Below are 25750 nucleotides of genomic sequence, written 5' to 3'. Positions count from 1 at the left end.
TCGTCCGCAGCGTATGCCCAGCAGGCGCAGCCGGGTGGCCTGTTGGCCGGCCTGTTGGTCGCCCTGCTGGTCAAGGAGTGGGACCTGTGACCGGCGCGGGCGGCGGCGTGGCGCCGGTTTTCCCGTCCGCGCCGCCCAGTGCCGCGAGGAGGCCGGTGACCTCCGGCAGCCGGGCGCAGACCTCGGCCGGCGCGGGCGGCAGTTCACAGGCCCGGTAGTGGCACGCCGCGCTGAGCGCCGACCAGGTGGTGCGGCAGCGGCGGGCGGTGTCCTGGCCCGCGTACCACTCCAGGCAGAGCATCCGGTGCTTGCCGATCCGGGTCATCGACGGGGTGACCCGCCGCCAGTAGGCGTCCAGGGCCAGGTCGAGCGCCATGCGGAGCAGGACGGCCGCAGCGCGGGCGCGCAGGCCGGGAGCCAGGGTGGGCACGGTGCCGGGGGCAGGCTGGAGGAGGGCGCGTGCAGCGGCCACCAGGGCATCGGGGGACGCGCTCATCGGGCGCCCCCGCAGCCCTGGGTTCCCGTCGTGCGCCGGATCGCCCTGGCGAGCGCCTCGGTTCGGCGCACCAGCCCCTTCCGGTCGTCGACCGTCGGAAGAGGTGCGTGCGAACCGGAGTTGAAGGCCTGGATCAGCGACCACCCTCCGGGGTGGATCCTCTCGACGGCCTCCCGGGCGGGTCGGCTCGCGTCACCGAGGAGGGCGAGCGCCACGTACGACTTGGTGCGGTCCAGGGAACGGACGCGTTCCTCCACGGCCCGCAGCCCGAGCCCCTCGGTGTCGCGGAGCCTGCGTCGGGCGGTCTCCAGACAGGCCGCCTCGACCACGACCCGGCACATGGCGGGGAGCACGTGGTCGGCCACGTCCTGCGGCAGGCCCGGGTCGAGGGAGACGGCCCGCGCTTCCACGAGCGCCTGCTCCACCGGGTCGGAGACGGTTTCCACGCCCACCACCGAGTCGCTCTGACGGGTGATGCGCAGGACGGTCGCCTCGATGCCGAGGTGGGAGATGGCCTGCTGGAGCCGGGTGTCGTGGGTGAACACGATCACCTGCCGGTCGCGGGCACAGGCGTCCAGGACCCGGGCCAGACCCTCCACCTTCTCGGGGTCCATGGACTGCACGGGGTCGTCGATCACGAGGAAGCCGAACGGGCTCGCCGCGTGGGTGGCGCGCGGCAGGAACAGGGAGAGCGCGAGGGAGTGCAGCTCGCCCTGGCTCATCACGCCGTAGGCGGGCGCGGACATGTCGTCGACGGAGACGTCCAGTTCGACCCTGCCGCGGCCCGGGGTACCGGCGAGCGTCACGGAGCCGAGGGTGACGCTGCTGTGTTCGCACAGCTGCTGCCACACCTCCTGGGACCGCTGGGCGAAGGGCCGCAGCCGCTCGTCGCGCAGTTCGTCGATGATCGGCCGCAGCCAGGCGCGTCCCTTGCGCACGTGCTTGCGCCGCTCGCGGGCGCACTCGGCCGCCTCGGCCACCGCCAGCCACTGCGTGAGCCGCACGGACACGGGCTGCCAGACACCGTCGTGTTCGGCGAGCTGGCGGACCGCGTCCTCCCGCAGCTGGCGGCAGGCGTCGTCGAGGGCGGTCGCGGCGCGCAGGATGCGCTCCGCCAGTTCGCGGGGATGGGCGACATCCCTGCACTGCGCCCACTCCTGCCACACCGAGGCGAAGGGGGACGTCTCTCCCCTCAGCCACACCGGAACCGGCTGGACGAGGGCATGGGCGGCCCGGACCGCGTCCGTCACCTTCTGCCCGGCGGCCGCTGCTTCCGCCGCCTCCGTCCTGAGCCGGTCCACCTCGGCGCGTGCGCGTTCGGCCCACGCCCGGTCGAGCCGCTGCTCCGCGCCGCAGACCGGGCAGTCCGAGGCCGGGGAGCGCCGGTGCTGCTCCAGCGCCGCTTCCAGGAGTCCGGCCAGGTGGTGGGCCTCGCCGGCCTGGCCGTACCGGGCCTCTTCGGCATGCGCGGCGGCCTCCCGCAGCCCGGCGACGGCGGTGTCGACCTCCCGGAGGTCCAGCTCGTCCAGAGCGGCGTACTGCCGAAGCCGGGCCAGTTCGGATTCGGCCGTCCGGTCACCGCGCTCCAGTACTGCCCGTACCCGCTGCAGGTCGGCCTTGTTGCCCGACAGGGCCGCCACGGCCTCGCGGGCCCGGGGGTCGTCGAGCGCGGCCAGCTCGGCGAGCAGGTCCGCGGTGAGCGCGTCCGCGCGCTTGACCGTCTGCTCGCACGCGCCGGCGGCGTCCTTGACCCGGCCGTCGAAGTCGGCGAGCAGTTCGAGCCCGAGGAGTTTGAAGAAGGCGTCGTGCAGCCCACCGAGCGTGCCGTTGATCATCGTGCCGAGCTCGCTGTACGGCAGGAAGGGGCGGGCCAGGTCCAGCGCGTCCGAGTCGATGACCTCCTCGAACTTCCGCTCGGAGCGGTCGGCGCCCTCGACCTCGGTCCGGGCATCGGTGACCTCGGTCCCGAACCAGGTCCGCCGCACGGTGACGGCTTCGCCCCTCTCACCGAGGGTGAGTTCGACACCGACCTCGGGTGTGACGTCGGGGCTGTGCAGGTTGCGCCAGCCCTTCTGCCAGTCGCCGACCCGTCGCCCCTCCCACCGGGAGTTGCGCCCCGTGATCGCCGTCTCCGCGGCTTCGGCGAAGCTCGATTTGCCGGAACCGTTGGGTCCCGCGACGACCACCAGGCCCGGACCCGGCGGCAGTTCGAGCGTGGTGCGCGGTCCGATACCGCGCCAGCCGCCCGCGGTGATGGACCGCAACTGGACCGGGTTCGCGTGTCCGCCGGTCCCCCTGGCGGGCTCGTCGGGGAGCAGCTCACGCAGCAGTTCCCGCGCCTCCGGTGCGAGGCCGGATGCGTCCAGGCGGGCGAGGAGGAGGGCGTGGAGCGAGGCAGCGGGCTGATCCGGCATGGGCGATTCCCTGGGCTGGGCGTGACGGAGAGTGCTGGGCACACCGAGCATGGCGAGCGCGTGTCGGCACCGGCAACGTGGATTGACGTTCCCGCACATTCGGAAATGCGTTCACGACATCCCCGATGGGTGGATGCTCGAGCTCATCCGTGAGGTGACCGACCGGGTCAGGGCCGCACAGGAGACGACACGGGCGGCCGCGCAGGACGAGCAGGAGCCTGCCCGCGAACTTCAAGGGAACGGGGTACCGGCAGGACGCGTCGACGGGCGACGCGCCGACATCGGCGGTCGTCCGTCGGCGGCCGAGGACTGACGCGTCCTGCCGGGACAGCGGGTCAGTGCAGGTCGGGGCCGCCCGCCGCGACGATCTCACCGAGCAGACTGATCTCCTCGTCGGCGTCGTCGGGGACATCGGGTCCGTCGGCGGGGAAGGGCCCGGACGCCTCCTCGTCGGCGAGGTGCGGGTACTTCTCCAGGAGGAAGCGCCGCCGGTACGCCATGTCGGCGGCGTCGACGATCCCCTCCAGAGTGGTCCAGTTGAGGGTGCCTCCCACGACGATCCCGACCGCGGGAACGGCCTTGCCCAGTCCCTTCTTGGTGAGGCGGAAGCCGAACGCCTTCGCGAACTCCGTGGACACCTTGGTCACGACCGCCTCGTTCAGCTCCTTCCACGCCTTGCCGCGGAAGAGAGCCTGGGTGAGCCGCGAGATGTCGGCCATCGCGGCGTTCTTGGCAGTGGCCGAAGTCGCCGTCCCGGCGTTGACGACCGACAGCACGAAGAGCTTCTCGGCGGGTTCCTCGGGGTCGTAGCCGTAGAACAGCGACACCTGACCGACGGCCCGGGACGCCAGCGCGAGCACGGCCGCGGTGTCGGCGACGAAGGCACCCGCGATCGCCCCTCCCGACGGCGCCGCCGCAGCGCCGGCGGAGGCGGCGATGACCAGCTGCCCGCCGGAGATCACGAGTCCCGCGGTGGCTCCGGACAGTGCAGCGGCAGCCGGGAAGTACCAGCTCGCGCCCCGTCCGCGGACCGCGTCGACCTGTTCGAGGTCGAGGCGGCGCACGTCCCGCAGCGATGCGACCTCGTGTCCGCGCTTCTTGTGGAGGGCCACCACCCGCTGGGAGGAGAGTCCCGCCCGGGAGACCCGTCCCATCGTCTGCCGTATGGACTGCACGGCGGTGCCGCTCCAGTCCGGCAGCACGTCGGCTGCTCCTCGCGCTCCGGCGCCGACCTTGTGGGCGCCCTTGGCGACGAATTCCTGTCCGCGCGAGACCGCCGATCTGGCCCGGGGGTGGTTCTCCAGTTGCTTCGCGGCGCGCTTGCCGAGCCCCGCGACACCGTTGGCCACGTGCTCACCGGCGTTTCTCATGGCGCGCGACAGCGGGCGCCCCTTGAACCTCTGGACGGCGTGCCATGCGTCGATCTCGTAGTCCGAGGGAAGCCGATCGGGCTGCTGCGGGTCCTGCGGGTCCTGCGAGTGGCTCATGGTCCGTGGCGCTCCTGTCTCCGGGACGAACGGTGGGGCGGGCTGATGGGGGGCCGAAGGAGGGGGCGGCCGTCGCTGCCGTGGCCCTGGCCGGGAGTCGGGGGCTCGGGGTCGAGCGAGGCGGCTCTCGCCGTTCACGAGGGGCATCTCCCGGCTCGAAGGTGCCCATCGTGTCAGAACGGAAGGTGAGAGAGCGGTCACTGTGGAAGATCCGGTCGTATCTCCCGCGTGCCCTGCACCAGTTGACCCTGCCGACCTGACGCGCTCTGCCGGGACGGGGGGTTTGCGGCCTATGATCGCCGCTCCGTGGATGAGGGGGGCCGACATGGGGGCCGGGGCATCGCAGGAGGCGCGGCGGCAGGAGCGGTTACTGCGCGAGCAGTGGGACGCCGCCCGGCGGCAGGTTCGGTGGTCGGGGGCGGGCGGGGCGGGGGAGCGGCGGGTTCTGGCGCAGTTGCTGGTGCTGACCGCGCGCGGGTGGCGGCTGCTCGTCGGGCGGTCCGGGACCGGTGACCTGGTGCTGGTGGGGCCCGGTGGGGTGTTCGTCGTCCGGGTCGACGGCCGGGAGGGGGGTGGTGGGCCGCGGGACGGGGACGCGGCCGGGCTGCTCGTCGCCACGAAGGCCGCCGAGAGCGCGGTGGCGTCGCTCGGGATGTCGCCGGTGGCGGTCCAGCCGGTCGTGGTGCTGCCCGGGCAGAGCCTCGACCGGGGGCTCGGGCGGATACGGCTGCTCGGGGAGCAGGAGGTGGGGCGCGTGCTGCTGGCGCAGCCGCGCCGGCTGCGGGCGGAGTCCGTCCGAGCGATCGCGGATCACCTGGAGCGGGTCCTCCCGGGGTGTGAAGGGCTCGCGCTCGAAGAAGGCGTGACGTCCGGGGACGGCCGACAGGGCCCTCCCGACGGGCTGTTCGACCTGGACGGGCTGCGCGAGGCGGCCCTGGAGGGGGCGCGGCGGGCGCCGATCGAGCAGTGGATGACCTTCCTCCACCCCGATCAGGTGGCGCTGGTGCGCCGCAACTGGTCCGGCCCGGCGCGCATCAGCGGACCGGCGGGGACCGGCAAGACCGTCGTCGCCCTGCACCGTGCGGCCCATCTGGCCCGGCGTACGACCGGCCGCATCCTGTACGTCACCTTCGCCAACAACCTGCCCCGCGTGCAGGGCACCTTCCTGCGGACCATGGCCCCCGCCGTCGCCGACCGGGTGGACTTCCGCAGCCTGCACGCGTGGGCCCAGGACTTCCTGCAGGAACGCGGCGTACGGGTGCGCCTGAACGGGGACAAGTCCGAGACCGCCTTCAGCCTGGCGTGGAAGGACCTCGGCCGCGAGAGCGGGCTGGCCCGGATCGACCCGGGGCCGGCGTACTGGCGCGAGGAGATCGACCACGTCATCAAGGGGCGCGGGCTCACGCGCTTCGAGGACTACGCCAACGTCGTCCGCAAGCGGCGCAGGGCGGGCCTTCACCGCACCCAACGGCGGTGGGTGTGGGAGCTGTTCGAGGAGTACGAGGCACGGCGTCGCGAGCGCGGCGTGCACGACTTCAACGACGTGCTCTCGCTCGCCCTCGCCGAGGTGTCCGAGGAAGGAGGCGGGCCCCCGTACGCGGCCGTCATCGTGGACGAGGTCCAGGACCTCACGCTCGTCGGGGTGCGGCTCCTGCACGCGCTCGTCGGTGACGCGCCCAACGGCCTGCTGCTGGTCGGCGACGGCCAGCAGACCGTGTACCCGGGCGGCTTCCGCCTCACCGACGCGGGCATCGACATCCGCGGCGACCGGGGGCAGGTGCTGCGCACCAACTACCGCAACAGCAGGCAGATCCTGGACGCGGCCCTCGCGGTCGTGGCCGACGACGCGTTCGAGGACATCGACGGGGAACCCACGCCGGGCCGCCGCGACGTCGACCTCACCTACCACGACGGGAACGTCGTACGGGTCGCAGCTCCCACGGTGGACGCGCACGACCGCGAACTGGTGGAGGCGTTGCGGGCGCTGCCCGGCGGCGCGTTCGCCGACACCGGGCTGCTGTGCCCCTCGCGGCGGGCCCTGGAGCACTACCAGCGGCTGCTGGCCCGGGCCGAGATCCCGGTGTGCCAGCTCGACCAGTACGACGGCAACCCGGTCGACGCCGTCAAGCTGGGCACCTATCGCCGGGCGAAGGGGCTGGAGTTCAAGAACGTCTTCCTGCCCCGGTACGACGCCGGGCCCGCGGCCGGGACGCCGGGCACGGACACGGACACGGCGCGCGAGCGTGCGGAGCTCGCGCGCAGCCGGCTGTTCGTGGCCATGACCCGGGCCCGTGACCTGCTGTGGCTCGGCAGCGTCGTCGGCCCGTCGGAGCGGTGACCCCCGTGTGATCGTCCCGTACCGGGTCCGGTCGCGGCCCGCCGTCCCGTGTCACCCTGGAGTCCTGGCGACGAATGGGGGAGGACAGTGCCTGACCTGCGGGCGGCCGAGGAGTTCGTGGCGGACTACCGGCGGATGCTGGGCGACGCGTGTGCGACGGGCCGCCGCCTCACGCGCGACGAACTGGAGGCCCGCCGACGGGAGGGCGAGCGGGCGGCCGTGGCCGGAGTCAGGCTGCGCCTGCTGATACGGGCCCATCTCGCCGCGTCGCACGAGACGCAGGCGCAGTCGCCCCCGGCCGTCGCGGTGCGGATGTTCGCCGTCGCGGAACGGGCGGTGGACGCCTTCGTCGAGGGCTACGAACGCGCGCAGAGCAACGCCGTGCGCCAGGAGGAGGCCGCGCGGCGGGAGTTCATCGACGACCTGCTGTACGGGCGCAGCGATCTCGGCAAGCTGGCGGAGCGGGCCGCGCGCTTCGGACTGCGGCTGTCGCAGGCGCACGCCGTGGCCGTGGCCGAGGGGCGGGAGCCCTACGGCGACGGGTACCCCGTCGCCCGGGGCATCGAGGAAGCGGTGCTCGCGCGGTTCGGGAACCGGCACATCCTGGTGGCCACCAAGGAGGGCCGGCTGGTCTGCGTGGCGTCCGGCGACCAGCCGGAGGTCCTCACCTACTTCGCGAAGCGGGCGTACGCGGCGACCGACGGCGGCCGGGTCGGCATCGGCCGGTCCCATCCGGGACCGGGCGGGGTGGTCCACTCCTACGAGGAGGCGCTGGGCGCCCTCGACCTCGGTGTGCGGATGGACCTGGACGGCCCGGTGCTGCACGCGGCGGACCTGCTGGTCTACCCGGTCCTGGGCCGCGACCGGCAGGCCATGGAGGACCTGGTGGAGAGCACGCTGGGCCCGCTGCGCCAGGCACGCGGCGGGGCGGGACCGCTCCTCGACACCCTCCACGCCTACTTCGACACCGGCTGCGTGGCCACCGAGGCCGCCCGCCTGCTGTCCCTCAGCGTGCGGGCGCTGACGTACCGCCTCCGGCGCATCCACGTCCTGACCCGGCACGACCCGGCCGACCCGCGGCACCGCTACACCCTGCAGACCGCGGCGATCGGGGCGCGCCTCCTCGGCTGGCCCGACGGTGCCGACGGTGCCGCCGGTGTCGCCGGTGTCGCCGGTGTCGCGGCTTCCGCCGGTTCCACAGGTTCTGCCGGCTCCGCCGGCTGAGACCCGGCATCCGGCACGGGGCACCGCCGTCTGCGTCAAAGACGCGTAAAGATTGCCGACGGCAGGCAATGTGCGCCCACGGGCCCACCGGGCAATCTGTCGGTGTCCGGCGGAAACGGTGGCCAGACGGGGGAGGTGTCCGATGGGCTGGTTTCTGGGGCTCGGCATCGGCGGGATCGCGGTGCTGGCCACCGCGCTGGTGTTCGACGGAGTGCTGGAGGGAGTGTTCCACGGCGCTCTGGGCGGACTGTTCGACGGGTGGCTGTCGCTCCCGGTGGTCGCGGGCTTCGTATCGATGCTCGGTTTCACGGGGGCGATCGTGCTCGGGTCCACGGGACTCGGGCCGGGAGCGGCGGCCGCCGCGGGTGCCGCGGCCGGAGCGGGAGCGGCCTGGGCGACGTACCGCCTGAGCCGGGCCCTGCTCCGCGACGGCAGCGGGCGCGCCCCGCAGCGGGCGGACCTGGTCGGGGTCGCCGGACGCGTGGTCACCGCCATCCCGCACGGCGGCTACGGCGAGGTGCTGCTGTCGCTGGCGGGGCAGCCCGTCAAGTACGCCGCGACCGCCGACGCCCCGCTGGAGCGCGGGGCAGAGATCTGGGTGACGGCGGCCCCGTCGGACACCTCGGTCGCCGTCCGCGCCATCGAGCGCTGACGCATCGTTCCGCCCGCTTCACGTCCATCACCGATCTGCCCCTTCGCGGAGGCAGGGGGGAAATCCACATGAGTCCAGTTGCCGCCGCAGCCATCGGGGTCGTCGTACTCCTGGTCCTGCTGGCCCTCGTCGTCGTCACCCGGTACAAGGTGGCCGGGCCCAGCGAGGCGTTCATCATCACGGGCCGCCGCGGGAAGCGGTCCACCGACCCGGACACCGGGCAGGTCTTCACCGACAACAGCGGCCAGAAGGTCGTCGTCGGCGGGGGCGTGTTCGTCGTCCCGTTCGTCCAGCAGCGCTACAGCCTGGACCTGTCCAGCCGGCACATCCCCGTCGCCGTGCGCGGCGCGGTCACCCTGCGCGGCATCAAGGCCAACCTCGAAGGGGTGGCCATCGTCAAGGTCGGCGGGACCGAGGACGCCATCAGGGCCGCCGCCCAGCGTTTCCTGCGGCAGCAGGACGGGATTGTCGGCTTCACCCAGGAGGTGCTCTCCGGCGCGCTGCGCGCGATCGTCGGCCGCATGTCGGTCGAGGACGTCATCCGCGACCGGGCCGCGTTCGCCGGCCAGGTCGCGGAGGAGGCGGAGGCCAGCCTCTCCGGGCAGGGCCTGGTCCTGGACGCCTTCCAGATCCAGGACATCACCACCGAGGGCTCCTACCTGGAGGACCTGGGCCGTCCCGAGGCCGCCCGGGCCCGGCAGGAGGCCGACATCGCGGAGGCCAACGCCCGGCGGGCGGCGGAGCAGGCCCGGCTCAAGGCGGAGGAGGAGATCGCGCTGGCGCAGCGCACCCTCTACCTGCGCCAGGCGGAGATCAAGGCCGAGACCGACGCGGCCGCGGCCCGGGCGAGCGCGGCCGGTCCGCTCGCCGACGCCGACCGGCAGCAGCAGATCCTCACCGAGCAGGAGAAGGTGGCCGAGCGGCAGGCGGCACTGACCGACCGTCAGCTCGACACGCAGGTGCGCAAACCCGCCGACGCCCGGCGCTACGAGGCCGAACAGCAGGCGGAGGCCCAGCGCATCGCCCGGGTCAAGCAGGCGGAGGGCGAGCGCCTGGCCGGGATTGCGGCCGCCGAGGCGGAGGCGGAGCGCGCCCGCCTGACCGGTGAGGGCGAGAAGCAGCGCCGGCAGGCCCTGGCGGAGGCCGAGGCCATCGAGGGCGCCAAGCGCGGCGAGGCCGAGCGGGCCCGCCGGGCCGCCATCGCCGACGCGGTCCGCCTGGAGGGCGACGCCGAGGCCGCCGCCATCGCCGCCAAGGGTGCGGCGGAGGCCGACGCGATGCAGAAGCGGGCCGACGCCTTCGAGAAGTACGGGGACGCGGCCATGCTCCAGATGATGGTGGAGGCCCTGCCGCAGATCGTGGCCAAGGCCGCCGAACCGCTCGGTGCGATCGACAAGATGACCGTCATCTCCACCGACGGCGCTTCCCGGCTCTCCCGCACGGTCACGGAGAACGTGGCCCAGGGGGTCGAACTGCTCGGATCCGCAACCGGGATGGACCTCGGCGGGATGCTCCGCGGCCTGGCCGCGGACAAGGCCGGAAAGGCCGGGAAGTCCGGTAGGACGGACGGGACGGACGGGACGGGCGAGAGGGGCGGGGCGGGAGCGGCACCGGTTCCCGTGAACGGCGCCATCCCCATCACCGACTGACGGACCGTCGAGCGGCCGTACCGGACCTCCGGTGCGGCCGCACGGCTGCGACGGCCGGACCCGCGGTCCCTACGCCGCGCCGAGCAGGGCGAGGGCCTCCGCGGTCGGGGTGCCGGGGGCGGGCTGGTAGACGATCAGCTGCTGGCCCGGGGCGGCGCGGACGTCGAAGGACTGGTACGTCAGGGTCAGCGGACCGGCCACCGGGTGGTGGAGGCGCTTCGCGCCCCCGGTCTTGGCCAGGACGTCGTGGGTGGTCCACAGGCGGGCGAATTCCGGACTGAGCGTGGTGAGGGTGCGCACGAGGTCGCGCAGGCGGGGGTCGCCGGGGGTGATGCCGCAGGCCTCGCGGAGGTGGCCGGCCGTGGCCCGGGACGTGGCGGCCCGGTCCGTGTAGAAGCGGCGGCCCGCCGGGTCGAGGAAGACCATGCGGGCCAGGTTGTCCGCCGGCGCGAACGGCGCGTGCAGGGCCCGGGCGCAGTCGTTGGCCGCCAGGATGTCCAGGGCGGCGTTGACGACGAACGCCGGGCGACCGGGGAAGCCGTCGAGGAGCCGCCGCAGATCCGGGTCGACCAGGTCGGTGGCCGGGCGGTCGGCCGGCGGTGAGCCGGCCAGCCGGTGCAGGTGGGCATGGGCGTCGGGGCGCAGCCGCAGGGCGTGCGCGAGCGCGTCGAGGACCTGCGGGGAGGGGTGCCGCTCGCGGCCCTGTTCCAGGCGGGCGTAGTAGTCCACGTTGACGTCGGCCAGGACGGCGACCTCCTCGCGGCGCAGGCCGGCGACCCTGCGCACGCCGTGGCTGGCCATCCCGACGTCCTGCGGTCGCAGGGCCGCCCTGCGCGCGTGGAGGAACTCTCCGAGGGCCCGGTCCGTCCTGGTCGTGGTCATGGCCCCAGGTTAGGCGGCGGGGGCGGGCCGTGCCTGGGTGTGTCGCACCCCGGCAGACGGCGCCCCGGCAACCCGCGTCCCGGCAACCCGCACCCCGGCAACCCGCTTCCTGGCCGGGCGCCTTCGGCCCGCGAAGACTCGGCCGGGGGCAGGACGGACCCGCCCCGACCGAGGACGAGGAGCAGGGCAGGCATGAGGATCGAACCCAAGGTCGTGGCGATCACCGGGGCGAGCAGCGGGATCGGCGAGGCGACCGCACGGCGGCTCGCCGCCGACGGGCACCGGCTGCTGCTCGGGGCGCGGCGCACCGAGCGGCTGGAGGCGCTGAGCCGGGAGATCGGCGCGGCGGGCGGCACCGCGGCGTTCCGGCGGCTCGACGTCACCGACGCCGGGGACGTACGCGGCTTCGTGGCCGCGGCGGGCGAGCGGTACGGGCGGGTGGACGTGCTGGTCAACAACGCCGGGGTGATGCCGCTCTCGCCGCTGGCCGCGCTGGAGGTCGGGGAGTGGGACCGGATGATCGACGTGAACGTGCGGGGGGTGCTGCACGGGATCGCCGCCGCGCTGCCCGTGATGCGCGCCCAGGGCGCCGGGCACATCGTGAACATCGCCTCCGTGGGCGCCTACGAGGTCTCGCCCACCGCGGCCGTGTACTGCGCCACCAAGTTCGCCGTACGGGCGATCTCCGAAGGGCTGCGGCAGGAGTCCGGCGGGAGCGTCCGGGTCACCCTCGTCTCCCCGGGGGTGACCGAGTCCGAACTGGCCGACGGCATCGGCGATCCCGAGGCGAGGGCGGCCATGAAGGCCTACCGCGCGGTGGCGCTGCCGGCCTCCGCCGTCGCGGACGCCATCGCGTACGCGGTGTCCCGGCCGCCGGAGGTCGACGTCAACGAGCTCGTCGTCCGTCCCGTCGCGAGCGCGCAGTGACCGCCGCGGGAGAGTGCGACGGCCCGGCCCGGCGGCTGCGGGTGCTGGAGGACAAGGAAGCCCTGCGCGGGCTGCTGGTCCGGGGGTGGCGGGCGCTGGACGGCAAGGACTGGCGCACCTGGATCGAGTGCTGGGCCGAGGACGCGGTGCTGGAGTTCGGGCCGTGGGGGGAGATATGCGGCCGCGAGGCGATCCGGGCGAAGGTGGAGGAGGCGGAGGCGCCCTTCCCGGGCATGCAGCACCACATCCTGAACACGCACTTCGAGGTGGACGGGGACCGGGCGACCGGCATCGGCTACATGTGGTTCGTCGCCGTCACGGGCGGGCCGGCGGGGTCCGCGCCGTACTCCATGGGAGGCCCGTACGACTGGGAGTTCCGGCGGGGCGCGGACGGCCGCTGGCTGCTGACCCGCCAGCGGCTCGGCGTCCTGTGGACCGCTGGGGAGGACTCCGGTCCCGAGGCCTTCCGCGAGGCACGGCACCCGAGTAGTTGATCTTGTGGTGCCGGTGCCCCCGACAATGGTGTCTCCAGCACCGCAGAGCAAGGAACGTTGATGCAGTCGTACTCCCACCCGCCCACCGAGGACGCCCTGTTCGGGACGGTGAGCGTCGAACTCGACCACGAGGCGGGGACCCTCGTCGTCACCGGCGACCGGGTGCCACGCGTCGTGATGGAGCGGACCGGCGGGGCGGAGGTGGAGAGCCACGTGCCCATAGGCACCCGGGATCCCGCGAGCCTGGTGATGCGGATCGCGGGCGAGGAGGTGGAGCTGATGCCCTCCAAGGGGTTCCTGACCCGCGGGTCCTACCGGGTCGACGTGGGCGAGCACCGGTTCGTCCCCGTCTCGCTCGACGGCAGCCGGCTGTCGCGCGGCGGCGTGGACCTCGGGCTGTTCGTCTCGACCGGGGACGGGCGGGTGAGCGCCGAGTGGGAGGACGGACAACCGCAGGGGTACGACGCGGCCGTCGGGTACGCGCTCGCCGCGGCGTTCGGGACCGGCGCCGAGCCGGCGTGGAGGCTCACCCTGGACGCCGTACTGGAAGCCATGCCCTGAAACCGGAAATTGGCCACCTGTTCACCCGCTCCTATTGAGTGTGGCGGCGGCGCGGATATCGTGGCACGAGGTATCCGTGCACCGACTCCGCATCGAGGGAAACCATGAGCCAATCAGGGCGAACGGCAAGGCCGCGGCATTATCTGATGTGCCGTCCGCATTACTTCGACGTACGGTATTCGATCAATCCGTGGATGGATCCCACGAAGCCCACGGTGACGGAAACCAGCCTTTCCCAGTGGAAGCGGCTGCACGACCTGTTCGTCGAGCTCGGGCACCGGATCGACCTCATCGAGCCGGTGCCCGACCTGCCGGACATGGTGTTCGCGGCCAACGGGGCGACCGTGCTCGACGGGCGGGTGCTGGTCGCCCGCTTCCGGCACGACTACCGGGCCGGGGAGTCTCCGGCGTACCTGGACTGGTTCGCGGAGCGGGGGTGGGCCGAGGTCCGGCAGGCGGAGTACGTGAACGAGGGCGAGGGCGACTTCCTGCTCGTCGGCGACACGCTCCTGGCGGGCAGCGGGTTCCGCAGCGACCCGCGCTCGCAGCAGGAGGCGCAGGAGTTCTTCGGGCGGCAGGTCCTCGGGCTGACGCTGGTCGACCCGCGCTTCTACCACCTCGACACCGCGCTCTCGGTCCTCGACCGCGACGAGGTCATGTACTACCCGGCGGCGTTCTCCCCGGAGAGCCGCGACGTGCTCGCCGAGCGGTTCCCCGACGCGATCCTGGCCGAGGAGGCCGACGCGGCGGCGTTCGGTCTGAACGCCGTCTCCGACGGCCTGCACGTGGTGCTGCCCGAGCAGGCCCGGGGGCTGGCCGCCCAGCTCGCCGAGCGCGGGTTCGAGCCGATCGGCGTCGACCTGTCCGAGCTGCTCAAGGCCGGCGGCAGCGCCAAGTGCTGCACGCTCGAACTGCGTCCGGCGCCGGAGCCGCTTTCCGGTTCGGACCCCGCCCGGTAATCACCCCGGACAATTCCTGATACCGCTGCGGTGTCGTCCCGTCGACGGGACGACATCGCAGCGGTATCTCCGCCCCGCCCTCCCGCGCGCACCTCCTTCGTGAATTCTTATGCGCTACTGCGGATGTTTTTGAATTCACGCGCCCACGGAAAGCGGATATCGCGACGCCCTGCACCCCCGCACCCCCTCGGGGTGGGCCCGGTGGTGCCAAGTGGCGCCGGGTGGCTCAGCTTGGCTCAGTAGTGGCACACGCTCTGACCTGCGACTTCGCAAATGGCGGCGCATGTGGTGCCAGATTGGCTCGCCATGGCGCCATCTGTGTGTCATGCTGGGCACATGGACCTCAGCCCCTATGTCGCAAGCCTTCGGCACGAGCTCGCGGTGGCCGCCGAAGCAGGTGGCGACGAAGCCCGCGCTCTCGCCGAGCGCCTCACCGCCCCGCTAGAGTCGGCAGCCAGGCTCACCCTCCTGACCGCCCTGTCGGACGCCATGGGCGAGGTCACCCGGGAGCTCGCTCCCGGCTCGGTCGACGTACGGCTGCGCGGGCTCGAGCCCGAGTTCGTCGTGACGGCCCCGCCCGGGGAGGAGCCCTTCGAGGCCGGCGGCTTCGACGAGACCCCCGCCGCACTGCCCGCCGTACCGCTCGCGCCGGAAGGGGAGGACAGCAGCACCGCACGCATCAACCTCCGGCTCCCCGGCCACGTCAAGACGCGCGCCGAACAGGCGGCGGCGCGTGAGGGGCTCTCCCTCAACGCCTGGCTCGTCAGGGCGGTTTCGGGCGCCCTGGAGACCGGCGGCGGACGGCCGGCCGAGACCCAGGCGCCCCGGCGCGGCAGCGGCCGGCGGAGCTTCACCGGCTGGGTGAGCTAGTACGGCGACCCGGCGCCGCAGGGGGCGGCGCCGGGACACGACACGACACCGGAGTGCGGGAGCCGACCACTCCCGCGCCCTCTTCACGTCCCCGGAGCGGGGGCGGCCACCAGACCCACGAGGACGGGACAGCCATGCCTTCTTACGAGACCAAGGGACCCATCACCGCGACCATCCACGTCGAGGTCGGAGTCGCCCGGATCAGCGCCACGGACCGCACCGACACCGTCGTCGAGATCCACCCGCGCACCGCCGGCGACAAGGACGACCAGCGCGCCGCCGAGGAGGCGAAGGTCGACTTCGCCGACGGGAACCTGACGATCCGCACCCCCAAGGCACGCGGCCTCTTCAGCGCCCGCGGCTCGGTCACCGTCGACGTCGCCCTGCCGCAGGGTTCGCGTCTCGTCGGCACGCTGGAGATGGGCGACATCACCTGCAAGGGAACGCTGGGCGAGTGCGAGGTGCGCACCAGCGCCGGCTACATCCGCCTCGACCGGACCGGCCCGGCGCGGCTCAAGACCCAGCACGGCGACATCCAGCTCGACACGGCGGCGGGCGACGTGGACGTCACCACCGGCTCCGGCGAGGTCAGGATCCGCACCATCGGCGGCGACGCCGACATCAAGAACTCCAACGGCAACACGTGGCTGGACGACGTGGCGGGCGATCTGCGACTGAAGGTCGCCAATGGAAACATCACCGTCGGCCGGGCGCAAGGGTCCGTGGCGTCAAAGGGCTCGAACGGCCACGTACGCATCGAGGAAGTGGCGCGGGGCACCGTCGAGCTCCAGACTAAAGCCGGCAACCTCGAAGTCGGGATCCGCCAGGGGACTGCCGCCTGGCTCGACATCAACTCCCAGTCCGGGACGGTCTACAGCACCCTCGGATCCGCCGAAGGCCCCACCGAGGGCGCGGAGACCGTCAAGGTGCACGCGAGGACCAGCCTCGGCGACATCACCATCCAGCGTGCGCACGGCGCCTGACGTCAGAGCTCTGCCTCGCGACAGCTACGAAATGGAGGGGGCACGATGAGTGCCGCGACCGAACAGAAGGCCCCGCCCCAGGGGATCAGCGCAGTCGGCCTGCGCAAGTCGTACGGCGAGAAGCTCGTACTCGACGGGATTGACCTGCACGTGCAGGCGGGCACGATCTTCGCGCTCCTCGGTCCGAACGGCGCGGGGAAGACCACCACCGTCCAGATCCTCTCGACGCTCATCTCCGCCGACGGCGGCGAGGCGAGCGTCGTGGGGCACTCGCTGCAGCGCAGCGCGGACGCCATTCGTGCCAGGATCGGTGTCACCGGCCAGTTCGCGGCGGTCGACGGACTGCTGACCGCCGAGGAGAACATGCTCCTCATGGCGGACCTGCACCACCTCGACCGCGCGGAGGGCAAGCGCCGCACCGCCGAGTTACTGCGGCAGTTCGAACTCACCGAAGTCGCCGGCAAGATGGCCTCCACCTTCTCCGGAGGCATGCGCCGCAAGCTGGACCTCGCGATGACCCTCGTCGGCAACCCCAGCCTGATCTTCCTCGACGAGCCGACCACCGGACTCGACCCCCGCAGCCGCCGCACCATGTGGCACCTGATCCAGCAGCTCACCGCCCAGGGCGTGACCATCTTCCTCACCACGCAGTACCTGGAGGAGGCCGACCAGCTCGCCGACCGGATCGCCGTCCTCGACAAGGGCAAGATCGTCGCCGAGGGCACCGCGGACGAGCTCAAGCGCCGCATCCCCGGCGGCCACATCCGCCTCCAGTTCTCCGACGTGCTCGGCCTCGACGCCGCCGCCCGCCGCCTCGCCCTCGGCCCCGGCGCCCGCGACGAGGAGAAGCTCACCCTCCAGATCCCCAGCGACGGCAGCATCCCGGCGCTGCGCTCCGTACTCGACCTGCTGGAGAGCGCCGGAGTCGAGGCGGACGCACTGACCGTCCACACGCCCGACCTGGACGACGTCTTCCTCGCCCTGACCGGTGACGGCTCGCGCCACCACGCGACCACCGTTCCCGGCCCGGCCCACACGGCGCAGGAGGCCCGCCGATGAGCACCACGTACGCGATGCGCGACTCGATGACGATGCTGCGCCGCAACCTCAAGCACGCGCAGCGCTACCCCTCGATGACCATCTCGATCGTCGCCATGCCGATCCTGATGCTCCTGCTCTTCGTCTACGTCTTCGGCGGCGCGCTCGGCGCCGGCATCGAACTGCCGGGCGGCGGCACGGGGGACCGGGGCGACTACACCAACTTCGTCGCCCCCGGCATCCTCCTGATGGCCGCCACCGCCGGCGCCGTCTCGACCGCCGTCTCCGTCTGCACGGACATGACCGAAGGCATCATCAACCGCTTCCGGACCATGTCGATCTCGAAGTCCTCCGTGCTGACCGGGCACGTCGTCGGCAACGTCATCCAGACCATGATCAGCCTGGTCCTGGTCATCGGCGTCGCCCTCCTGGTGGGCTTCCGCCCCAACGCCACCTTCGTCGAGTGGCTCGCCGCCCTCGGCATCCTCGCCCTCCTCGCCTTCGGCCTCAGCTGGCTGTCCGCGGCCATCGGCCTGGGATCCAGCAGCGTCGAGGCGGCGAGCAACGCCCCCATGCCGCTGACCTTCCTGCCCTTCCTCGGCAGCGCCATCGTCCCGCCGGAGTCCATGCCGGTCGGCCTGCGCTGGTTCGCCGAGTACCAGCCCTTCACCCCGATGACCGACACCCTCCGCGGCCTGCTCATGGGCACGGAGATCGGCAACAGCGCCTGGCTGGCGCTGGGCTGGGGCGTCGTCCTCAGCCTCCTCGGCTTCCTGTGGGCCCGCTCGGCCTTCAAGCGCGAGGCGAAGATCTAGGGATCCGCTGCACGCACCGCAACGTGAACGGGGCCGCCCGGCCGAAGGCCGGGCGGCCCCGTTCCGCGTGCCGGCCGTCCCGTCGACAGGACGGCCGGCACGGACAACGGGACACGGTGGCCGAAAACGCAAGCAGGAATCGCTCACCAGTGCCGCCGCGGCAGAGCAGTGCGGGCATTCCTTGCCCCACCCCCGGGCCACTCCTACGATCAATCCGGAAGAGCGGGGAAACAATTCACGGCAGATCCGGACCGGCCCCTGAGCCCTTGAATCCGGCATCGCGTTCAGCATGTTCGTAGCGCGTATTCCGTTTCCCTCTTCGTACTTCCCGCTTCCGCCCGACACACCGCAGAGGGGAATGGCCATGCACACGCGCAGCCACGCAACGGAAACCGGCGCCGGACTCGTCGTCGAAAGCCCCTTCATCTGGCGGGCCAGGCGGCCCGGACACCTCCACCAACTGGTCTGCTTCCCCCAGGCGGGAGGCGGCGCCGGAGCCTTCGGCGACTGGGTGCACCGGCTCCCCGCCGACATCGAGGTGGTCGCCGTGCAACTTCCCGGCCGGCAGAACCGGATCCTGGAGGACCCCGCCACCGAGGTCGGGCCGCTCGTCCGCGCGCTGGCGCAGGCCCTGCGGCCCGTACTGGACGGCCCCTTCTCCTTCTTCGGCCACTCCTGCGGAGCCCTGCTCGCCTTCGAGCTGGCCCTGGCCCTCCAGACCCGCGGCGGCCCCCGGCCGGCCCACCTGTTCGTCTCCGGACAGGCCTCGCCCGTACCCTTCCGCGACCGCCCCCAGCTGCACGGACTCTCCGAAGAGGAGTTCCGGGCGGAGGTGCTGCGGCTCGGCGGCTTCGACGAGGAGCTCGCCGAGGACGAGGACGCCCTGGAGGCCCTGCTGCCGCCCGTCATGGACGACTTCACGCTCTGGGAGCGGCACACCATGCCCGTCGACGCCCGTCTCGACGTCCCCATCACCGCCCTGGTCGGGGAGACCGACAGCAGGGCGCCGCGGGGCGAGATGGAGACCTGGGGCGCCCACACGGACACCGCGTTCGACCTGCGCGTCTACCCCGGCGGGCATTTCTATCTCTTCGAGCCCGGACTGGACTCCGAGCTGCTCGAATTCATCGCCGGAACGGTTCTGGAGCCTTAGGCTCCCGATGGGCAATGCCTGTATGGCAGCTTTTTCGGGTTGCCGCGCCGACACTCCGGCTGCGATTAATTGAGAAATCAAACCCACGAGATCCCGGTCTTCATGTCCAACCATTGGGGGATGGTCGCTTTGTGCTCGTTCCATGACGCGGCGGTGCCGGTGGCGACGATTCCTGAAATGTTCGAGAAGCACGTCGCCGCCTCGCCGGACGCCGTCGCCCTCGTCTTCGGCGGGACGTCGCTGACCTATCGCGAACTCGACGCGCGGGCCAACCGCCTGGCCCGCTTCCTGGTGACCCGCGGCGTCGGCCCGGAAACGGTCGTGGGCGTGGCCCTGCAGCGCTCGCCCGAGCTCTGGACGGCCGTCCTCGCGGTCCTCAAGGCCGGCGGCGCCTACCTCCCCATGGACGCCGCGTACCCGGCCGAGCGCCTGCGGTACATGGCACAGGACTCCGGCGCCCGCCTGGTCCTGGCGGACACCCCGACCGGCGGCGAACTGCCCGAACTCCCCGCCCCCGTACTGCTGCTGGACGCCCCCGAGACCGCCCTCGCGGTCTCCCGCGAGGCGGCCGCCCCGCTCACCGACACCGACCGGATCCGCCCGCAGCGCGTCGCGCAGACCGCCTACGTCATCTACACCTCGGGCTCCACCGGCCGGCCCAAGGGCGTCGCCGTCACCCACAACGGCCTCGCCCCGCTGCTCGCCACGCACATCGAGCGGCTGGGAGCGGGCCCCGGGAGCCGCGTGCTGCAGTTCGCCTCGCCGAGCTTCGACGCCTCGGTGTGGGAGATGTGCATGGGCCTGCTGTCCGGCGCGGCCTTTGTCCTCGCCGACAAGGACGCCCTCGCCCCCGGCGACCCGCTCGCCGACACCATCGCCCGGCACGGCGTGACCCACGTGACGCTGCCGCCCCCGGTACTCGCCGCCGTCCCGGCCGGGGCCCTGGCCTCCGTCCGGACGCTGGTCGTCGCCGGAGACGCCACCACCCCCGAACTCGTCGCCACCTGGTCGGCCGGCCGCCGCATGATCAACGCCTACGGGCCCACGGAGACCACCGTGTGCGCCACCATGAGCGCCCCGCTGGCCGGCGACGGCCGCGTGCCCCCGATCGGCGGCCCCATCACCGACACCGGCGTGCACGTCCTCGACGACCGGCTGCGCCCGGTGGACCCCGGTGTGACCGGCGAGCTGTACGTGTCGGGCGCCTCGCTGGCCCGCGGCTACCTGGGCCGCCCCGACCTGTCCGCCCAGCGCTTCGTGGCCTGCCCCTTCGGCGGGCCCGGCGCGCGGATGTACCGCACCGGAGACCTCGTCGAGCGGACCCCCGACGGCGACCTCGTCTTCCACGGCCGCGCGGACACCCAGGTCAAGATCCGCGGCATCCGGATCGAACCCCTGGAGATCGAGGCCGTCCTCAGCGGCCACCCCGGTGTCGCCGACGCCGCCGTCCTGCCGTACGAACAGGGCGGCAGCCGGGGCCTGGTGGCCTACGTGGTGCCCGCCGCCTCCGGCCGGCCCGGCCACGGCGGCCCGCAGGGCAGCGCGTACGGCAGCATCGCCCTCGACTCCGGCTTCGGCACCGCCGAACTGCGCGCGTACGCCGGCCGGCACCTGCCCGACCACATGGTCCCCGCCGCCTTCGTCCTGCTGGACCGGCTGCCCCTGACCCCCAACGGCAAGCTCGACAAGGCCCGCCTGCCGCGGCCGGAGTTCACCGCCGGCACCTACCGGGCCCCGCGCACCCCGCAGGAGGAGGTCCTCGCCGAGCTGTACGCCAAGGCCCTCGGCCGCGACCGGGTCGGCATCGACGACGACTTCTTCACCCTCGGCGGCGACAGCATCCAGTCGCTCCAGGTCGTCTCCTGGGCGCGGGCCCGCGGCCTCGTGGTCACCGCCCGCCAGGCCGTCGAGCACCGCACCGTCGCGCGGCTCGCCGAGATCGCCGCGGCGAACGGGCACGGCGACGCCGCCGGACCGGTCCTGGAGGAGCTCGACGGCGGCGGCACGGGCTGGATGCCGCTGCTGCCCGTGGCCCGCTGGATCCGCGACTGGGGCCCCGGCTTCGACCGCTTCCTCCAGGCGATGGTCCTGGAACTGCCCGAGGACATCGACGCGGCCGGCCTCGCCGCCACCCTGACGGCCGTAGTGGACCGACACGACCTGCTGCGCGCCCGCCTGGTGCCCGAGGGCGAAGGCGAGAACGACGGCGAGGGCGAGGGAGCCGGACTGCTGGTCGCGCCCGCCGGGTCCGTCGCCGTGGACCCGCTGCTGCGCCGCGTCACCTGCGACGGCCGCTGGGACGACGCATCCTGGCGCACCGTGCTGCTCGGCGAACTGGAGGAGGCCGCCGGCCGGCTGGACCCGGCCGCGGGCGTGGTGGCCCAGTTCGTGTGGTTCGCCCCCGAGCGGGGCGCCGGCCGGCTCCTGCTCGCCCTGCACCACCTCGTCGTGGACGGCGTGTCCTGGCGCATCCTGATGCCCGACCTGGCCTCCGCCTGGCAGCAGGTCCGCGACGGGCGCACCCCCGAACTCCCGCCCGTCGCCACCTCGATGCGCCGCTGGGCCCACGCACTGGCGGACGAGGCCCACCGACCCGGGCGGACCGCCGAACTCGACCTGTGGCGGTCGGTCGTCGACGGCCCCGACCCGCTGCTCGGCGCCCGTCGGCTGGACCCGGCCGTCGACGTACGGGCCCGCGTGCACACCACCCACGTACAGCTCCCGGTGTCCGTCACCGAGGCCCTGCTGACCGACCTGCCCGCGGCGTTCCGCGGCGGCGTCAACGACGGGCTGCTCGCCGCGCTCGCCCTGGCCCTCGCGCAGTGGCGGCGCACCGGCTCCGTCGAGGAGTCCTCCGCCCTGATCCGCCTCGAAGGCCACGGCCGCGAGGAGGCCGCCGTGCCCGGCGCGAACCTCGCCCGCACGCTGGGCTGGTTCACCACCGCCTTCCCGGTGCGCCTCGACGTGGCCGGGGTGGACCTCGACGAGGCCTTCGCGGGCGGCCCGGCCGCCGGCCTGGCCGTCAAGAAGGTCAAGGAACAGCTCCTGGCCCTGCCCGACAAGGGCATCGGCTACGGACTGCTGCGCCACCTCAACCCGCGGACGGCCGCCGTCCTGGAAGAGCACCCCGTCGGGCAGGTCGGCTTCAACTACCTCGGCCGCTTCTCCTCGGCCGCCGACCTGCCCGGGGAACCGAGCGCCGATCTGCCCGGCGAACCGAGCGGGCCGGGCTTCACCCCGGCCCCCGAGACCGAGGCCATCGCCGAGCTGGCCGAACTCGACGCCGCGCAGGACCCGCGGATGCCCGCCTCCGCCGAACTCGACATCAACGCCTCCGTCACCGACCGGCCGGCCGGACCCGAGCTGAGCGCCGTGTTCAGCGCTCCCGAAGGAGTCCTCTCCCCGGCCGAGGTACGGGAGATCGCCGACCTGTGGCGCGCCGCCCTGGAAGGGCTCGCCCGGCACGCGGCCGGGCCCGGCGCCGGCGGACTGACCCCCTCGGACCTGCCGCTGGTGACGGCGAGCCAGCACGACATCGACGGCTGGGAGCGGCGCTTCCCCGGCCTGAGGGACGTCTGGCCCACCACCGCCCTCCAGTCGGGCCTGCTCTTCCACTCGGTCTTCGAGGACTCCTCCTTCGACGCCTACCAGGTGCAGTACGCGCTGCACCTGTCGGGCGAGGTGGACCCGGCCCGGCTGCGCGCGGCCGGCCAGTCGCTGCTGGACCGGCACGCGGGCCTGCGGACCGCCTTCGTGCACAACGCGTACGGGGACCTCGTCCAGCTCGTCCTCGACTCCGTGACCCTGCCCTGGCAGGACCTCGACCTGTCCGGCCTGGACGAGGCGGAGCGCACGGAGGCCTTCGAGCGGTTCCTCGCGCGGGACCTCGCCACGCACTTCGTCCCGTCCGCCCCGCCGATGCTGCGGATGTCCCTCGTCCGGACCGGCGAGCGCACCCACGAACTCGTACTGACCGCCCACCACGTGCTGTTCGACGGCTGGTCGGTGCCCCTGCTCATGCAGGACCTGCTCACCCTCTACGGATCGGCCGGGCGGGACACCGGCCTGGAACCGGCCCGCAGCCACCGCGACTTCCTCGCCTGGCTCGCCCGCCAGGACCGCGAGGAGTCCGCACGGGTCTGGCGCGAGGAACTCGCCGGAGTGGGGGAGCCGACCCTGCTCGCCCCGCTGCTCCCCCCGGCCGAGGCCGCCCCCGCGGAAGCGGCCGGGGACAACGCCATGCGGCAGGCGGAGGTGCCGCTGCCCGCGGACGCCTCCCGCGCACTCCAGCGGCGCGCGGCCGAACTCGGCGTCACCCTGAACACGGTGGTCCAGGGGGCCTGGGCGATGCTGCTGGCCGGCCTCACCGGCCGCCGGGACGTGGTCTTCGCCTCCACCGTCGCCGGCCGGCCGCCCGCGCTGCCCGGTGTGGACGCGACGGTCGGCATGTTCCTCAACACCCTGCCGGTACGGGTCCGGTGCGCGCCCGCGGACACGGTCGCCGAGCTGCTGACCGCGCTCCAGGGCCGGCAGGCGGCGCTCCTGGACCACCACCACTTCGGCCTGGCCGAGATCCAGCAGGCCGCGGGCGTGGAATCCCTCTTCGACACGATCATCGGCTTCGAGTCCTTCCCCATGGACAGGGCCGGCATCGTCGAAGCCAGCCGGCGTGCCGGGATCTCGATCACCGGCATCCGCTCCTTCACCGCCAGCCACTACCCGGTGACCGTGCTCGCCTTCATCGAGCCGGACCGGCTGCGCCTCGCGGTGCAGTACCGCGACACCGTGCTCGACCCGGCCGCCGCCGAGTCCCTCGCCGCCCGCTTCGGCCTGATCCTGCGGCAGGTGGCCGAGGACACCTCCCGCCGGGTGGCCGCCGTGGAGGTACTGGAGCCCGCCGAGCGCGACCTGCTCCTGCACGGCCCCGGCACCACCGGAGCCGCGCACGCGGACACTGGCGCGGAGGCGGACACGGGCGCGCACGCGGACGCCCTGCCGGGTACGGCGACGGTCCCCGGGCTCTTCGAGCGGCGCGCAGCCGACACCCCCGACGCCGTGGCCGTGGCCGACGCCGGGCGGTCCCTGACCTACCGGGAGCTCGACGAGCGGGCGAACCTGCTCGCACGGGCCCTGACCGGACGCGGCGCCCGGCCGGAGACCCCGGTCGCCGTGGCCCTGCCCCGGTCGGCGGACCTCGCCGTCGCGCTGCTCGGCGTACTGAAGTCCGGGGCCGCGGTCCTCCCCCTCGACCCGCGGCACCCGGCCGACCGCCTCGCGCGGGTCCTGACCGACGCCCGGCCGCTGCTGGTGCTCACCGACGCGGACACGGCGCTCGCCCTGCCGGACACCGGCGTCCCCGTCCTCACCCTGGAGGACGCGGGCACCGGCGGCGGTCCGGCCCCGGCGGCGCCCCCCGTACGGGCCGACTCGCTCGCCCACCTCTCGTACGCCTGCGGCACTTCGGGCGGCCCGACGGGGGTGGAGACCACCCACGGGAACCTGACCGGACGGGTGCCCGGGCTGCTCGCGCGGCTCGGCCCCGCGGCCGGGCGGCCCCTGCTGCTGGCAACCGCCTCCGACACCGAACTCCCCTTCCCGGAGATCGTCGCCGCGCTCTGCGCGGGCGGCGGCGTCGAGGTGCTCCGCGATGGCGCGGCCGGCCCGGTCGGGGTGCTCGCCACGAGCCCCTCCGCCCTCGCCGACCTGCTCGACGAGGCGGTCGAGGACATCGCCGCCGACACCCTCGTCCTCTCGGGCGAGCCGCTGCCGGCCGCGCTGGCGCTGCGGGCGGCAGCGTCCGCGCCGGGCGCCCGCCTGGTCAACGTCCACGGCCACCCCGAGACCGGTCCCGCCACGGCGTACTCACCCCCCGACGGCGAGCGGCCGCCCGGCAACGCGTCCGGGAACGCGGCCGGGGCGGCGGCCGGGACCGTGCCCGTCGGAACTCCGCTGGCCGGGGTGCGGGCGTACGTCCTCGGCGCGGGCCTCACGCCCGTACCGCACGGCGCGGTCGGCGAGCTGTACCTCGCGGGCGGTGCGCCGGCCCGCGGCTACCGTGGCCACGGCGCGCTGACCGCCGAGCGGTTCGTCGCCGACCCCTTCGGGGCAGCCGGATCACGGATGTTCCGCACCGGCGACCTGGTCCGCCGGACCACGGACGGCCGGCTGGAACTCCTCGGGCGCACCGGCCCCGAGGCGCGGGTCCGCGGCACGCGGGTCACGCCCGCCGAGATCGAGGCCGTCCTCACCGGGCACCCCGGGGTGGAGCAGGCCGCAGTGGTCGTCCGCGAGGGCCAGGGACCGGGCGGGACCGCCCGCTCGGTGGCCTACGTCGTGGCCCCCGCCGGACACCGCGTGGCCGACCCCGCCGCCCACGCCGACCAGGTACGGGCCCACGCGGCGCAGCAACTGCCCGCGGCCCTGGTCCCGGCGGTCCTCGTGACGCTGGAACGGCTGCCGCTGACCCCCGACGGCGCCGTGGACCGGGCGGCACTGCCCGAGCCCGAGCCCGCCGCCCGCCCCTACCGGGCGCCGCGCACCCCGCAGGAGGCGGCTCTGTGCGAGCTGCTGGCGGAGGTGCTCGGCGCCGAACGGGTCGGCATGAACGACGACTTCTTCGAACTGGGAGGCAACTCCCTCCTGGCGACCCGGCTCACCAGCCGCATCCGCAAGGTGCTCGGCGTGAGCGTGCCCCTGCGGTCGATCTTCGAGTCCCACGCAATCTCAGAACTTTCGCGCACGGTCAAGAACGCAGGCACGTCGAGCCGGCCTCGACTGCGCAAGATGGACAGGAGTGGACAGTAAAATG

The 25750-nt window shown here is 73.6% G+C and carries 19 protein-coding genes; 15 read left to right on the top strand and 4 right to left on the bottom strand.

What is annotated here, in order from left to right; translation table 11 throughout:
- Positions 1–70: 70 nt before the first annotated feature.
- The gene (locus tag AB0O53_RS20215) at positions 71–496 is read right to left on the bottom strand and encodes a hypothetical protein (protein ID WP_351000688.1); all 426 of its coding nucleotides are present in this window, start codon (positions 494–496) and stop codon (positions 71–73) included.
- Complete coding sequence (locus tag AB0O53_RS20210; RefSeq protein ID WP_351000691.1) at positions 493–2910, bottom strand: AAA family ATPase; 2418 nt, start codon at positions 2908–2910, stop codon at positions 493–495. The genes AB0O53_RS20215 and AB0O53_RS20210 overlap by 4 nt, the downstream gene beginning before the upstream one ends.
- A gap of 133 nt (positions 2911–3043) precedes the next feature.
- Between AB0O53_RS20210 and AB0O53_RS20205 the strand changes: the two genes are divergently transcribed.
- The gene (locus tag AB0O53_RS20205; RefSeq protein ID WP_365197176.1) at positions 3044–3223 is read left to right on the top strand and encodes a hypothetical protein; all 180 of its coding nucleotides are present in this window, start codon (positions 3044–3046) and stop codon (positions 3221–3223) included.
- A 22-nt stretch (positions 3224–3245) separates the two neighbouring features.
- On the opposite strand, the gene AB0O53_RS20200 is transcribed toward AB0O53_RS20205, so the two are convergent.
- On the bottom strand, positions 3246–4397 hold the full coding sequence (locus tag AB0O53_RS20200; RefSeq protein ID WP_351000696.1) for an EcsC family protein: 1152 nt from the start codon (positions 4395–4397) through the stop codon (positions 3246–3248).
- A 325-nt stretch (positions 4398–4722) separates the two neighbouring features.
- Here AB0O53_RS20200 and AB0O53_RS20195 point away from each other — a divergent pair, with 325 nt between their 5' ends.
- From AB0O53_RS20195 to AB0O53_RS20180, 4 genes are all read left to right on the top strand, one after another.
- Complete coding sequence (locus AB0O53_RS20195) at positions 4723–6735, top strand: UvrD-helicase domain-containing protein (RefSeq protein WP_365197173.1); 2013 nt, start codon at positions 4723–4725, stop codon at positions 6733–6735.
- A 135-nt stretch (positions 6736–6870) separates the two neighbouring features.
- Complete coding sequence (locus AB0O53_RS20190; RefSeq protein WP_365197334.1) at positions 6871–7959, top strand: PucR family transcriptional regulator; 1089 nt, start codon at positions 6871–6873, stop codon at positions 7957–7959.
- A 142-nt stretch (positions 7960–8101) separates the two neighbouring features.
- On the top strand, positions 8102–8611 hold the full coding sequence (locus AB0O53_RS20185) for an NfeD C-terminal domain-containing protein (RefSeq protein WP_365197170.1): 510 nt from the start codon (positions 8102–8104) through the stop codon (positions 8609–8611).
- Between the two features lie 68 nt (positions 8612–8679).
- Positions 8680–10260, top strand: coding sequence for a flotillin family protein (locus AB0O53_RS20180; protein ID WP_365197167.1), 1581 nt, complete (start codon positions 8680–8682; stop codon positions 10258–10260).
- Positions 10261–10329: 69 nt separating this feature from the next.
- On the opposite strand, the gene AB0O53_RS20175 is transcribed toward AB0O53_RS20180, so the two are convergent.
- Positions 10330–11142, bottom strand: a complete 813-nt coding sequence (locus AB0O53_RS20175) for a helix-turn-helix domain-containing protein (protein WP_365197163.1) — start codon at positions 11140–11142, stop codon at positions 10330–10332.
- A gap of 192 nt (positions 11143–11334) precedes the next feature.
- Between AB0O53_RS20175 and AB0O53_RS20170 the strand changes: the two genes are divergently transcribed.
- The 10 genes from AB0O53_RS20170 to AB0O53_RS20125 all read left to right on the top strand — a co-directional run bounded on the left by AB0O53_RS20170 (position 11335) and on the right by AB0O53_RS20125 (position 25746).
- The gene (locus AB0O53_RS20170) at positions 11335–12069 is read left to right on the top strand and encodes an SDR family oxidoreductase (protein WP_351000710.1); all 735 of its coding nucleotides are present in this window, start codon (positions 11335–11337) and stop codon (positions 12067–12069) included.
- Positions 12066–12563 carry a nuclear transport factor 2 family protein gene (locus AB0O53_RS20165; RefSeq protein WP_351000713.1) on the top strand — a complete coding sequence of 166 codons (498 nt, stop codon included), beginning with the start codon at positions 12066–12068 and terminating at the stop codon, positions 12561–12563. The genes AB0O53_RS20170 and AB0O53_RS20165 overlap by 4 nt, the downstream gene beginning before the upstream one ends.
- A gap of 60 nt (positions 12564–12623) precedes the next feature.
- Positions 12624–13124 (top strand): hypothetical protein, encoded by a 501-nt coding sequence (locus tag AB0O53_RS20160; RefSeq protein WP_365197160.1) that lies wholly within the window; start codon positions 12624–12626, stop codon positions 13122–13124.
- 104 nt (positions 13125–13228) lie between these two features.
- Positions 13229–14083: a dimethylargininase gene (ddaH, locus tag AB0O53_RS20155; protein WP_365197157.1), complete on the top strand. Its 855-nt coding sequence runs from the start codon at positions 13229–13231 to the stop codon at positions 14081–14083.
- Positions 14084–14419: 336 nt separating this feature from the next.
- Entirely contained in the window at positions 14420–14953 is a 534-nt protein-coding gene (locus AB0O53_RS20150) for a toxin-antitoxin system HicB family antitoxin (RefSeq protein WP_350994155.1), read from the top strand.
- A 134-nt stretch (positions 14954–15087) separates the two neighbouring features.
- Positions 15088–15936, top strand: coding sequence for a DUF4097 family beta strand repeat-containing protein (locus AB0O53_RS20145; RefSeq protein ID WP_365197154.1), 849 nt, complete (start codon positions 15088–15090; stop codon positions 15934–15936).
- 45 nt (positions 15937–15981) lie between these two features.
- Positions 15982–16995: an ATP-binding cassette domain-containing protein gene (locus tag AB0O53_RS20140; protein ID WP_350994151.1), complete on the top strand. Its 1014-nt coding sequence runs from the start codon at positions 15982–15984 to the stop codon at positions 16993–16995.
- Positions 16992–17789, top strand: a complete 798-nt coding sequence (locus tag AB0O53_RS20135) for an ABC transporter permease (protein ID WP_030838603.1) — start codon at positions 16992–16994, stop codon at positions 17787–17789. Before AB0O53_RS20140 ends, AB0O53_RS20135 begins: the two co-directional genes overlap by 4 nt.
- 364 nt (positions 17790–18153) lie before the next feature.
- Positions 18154–18942: a thioesterase II family protein gene (locus AB0O53_RS20130; RefSeq protein ID WP_350994149.1), complete on the top strand. Its 789-nt coding sequence runs from the start codon at positions 18154–18156 to the stop codon at positions 18940–18942.
- Positions 18943–19119: 177 nt separating this feature from the next.
- Positions 19120–25746 carry a non-ribosomal peptide synthetase gene (locus AB0O53_RS20125; protein ID WP_365197149.1) on the top strand — a complete coding sequence of 2209 codons (6627 nt, stop codon included), beginning with the start codon at positions 19120–19122 and terminating at the stop codon, positions 25744–25746.
- Positions 25747–25750: the final 4 nt, after the last annotated feature.

It is taken from the genome of Streptomyces erythrochromogenes, from assembly GCF_040684695.1.
Classification (GTDB): domain Bacteria; phylum Actinomycetota; class Actinomycetes; order Streptomycetales; family Streptomycetaceae; genus Streptomyces; species Streptomyces erythrochromogenes_C.
Note: the sequence above shows the minus strand (reverse complement) of the source record. Positions and strands in the feature narration are given on the sequence as shown.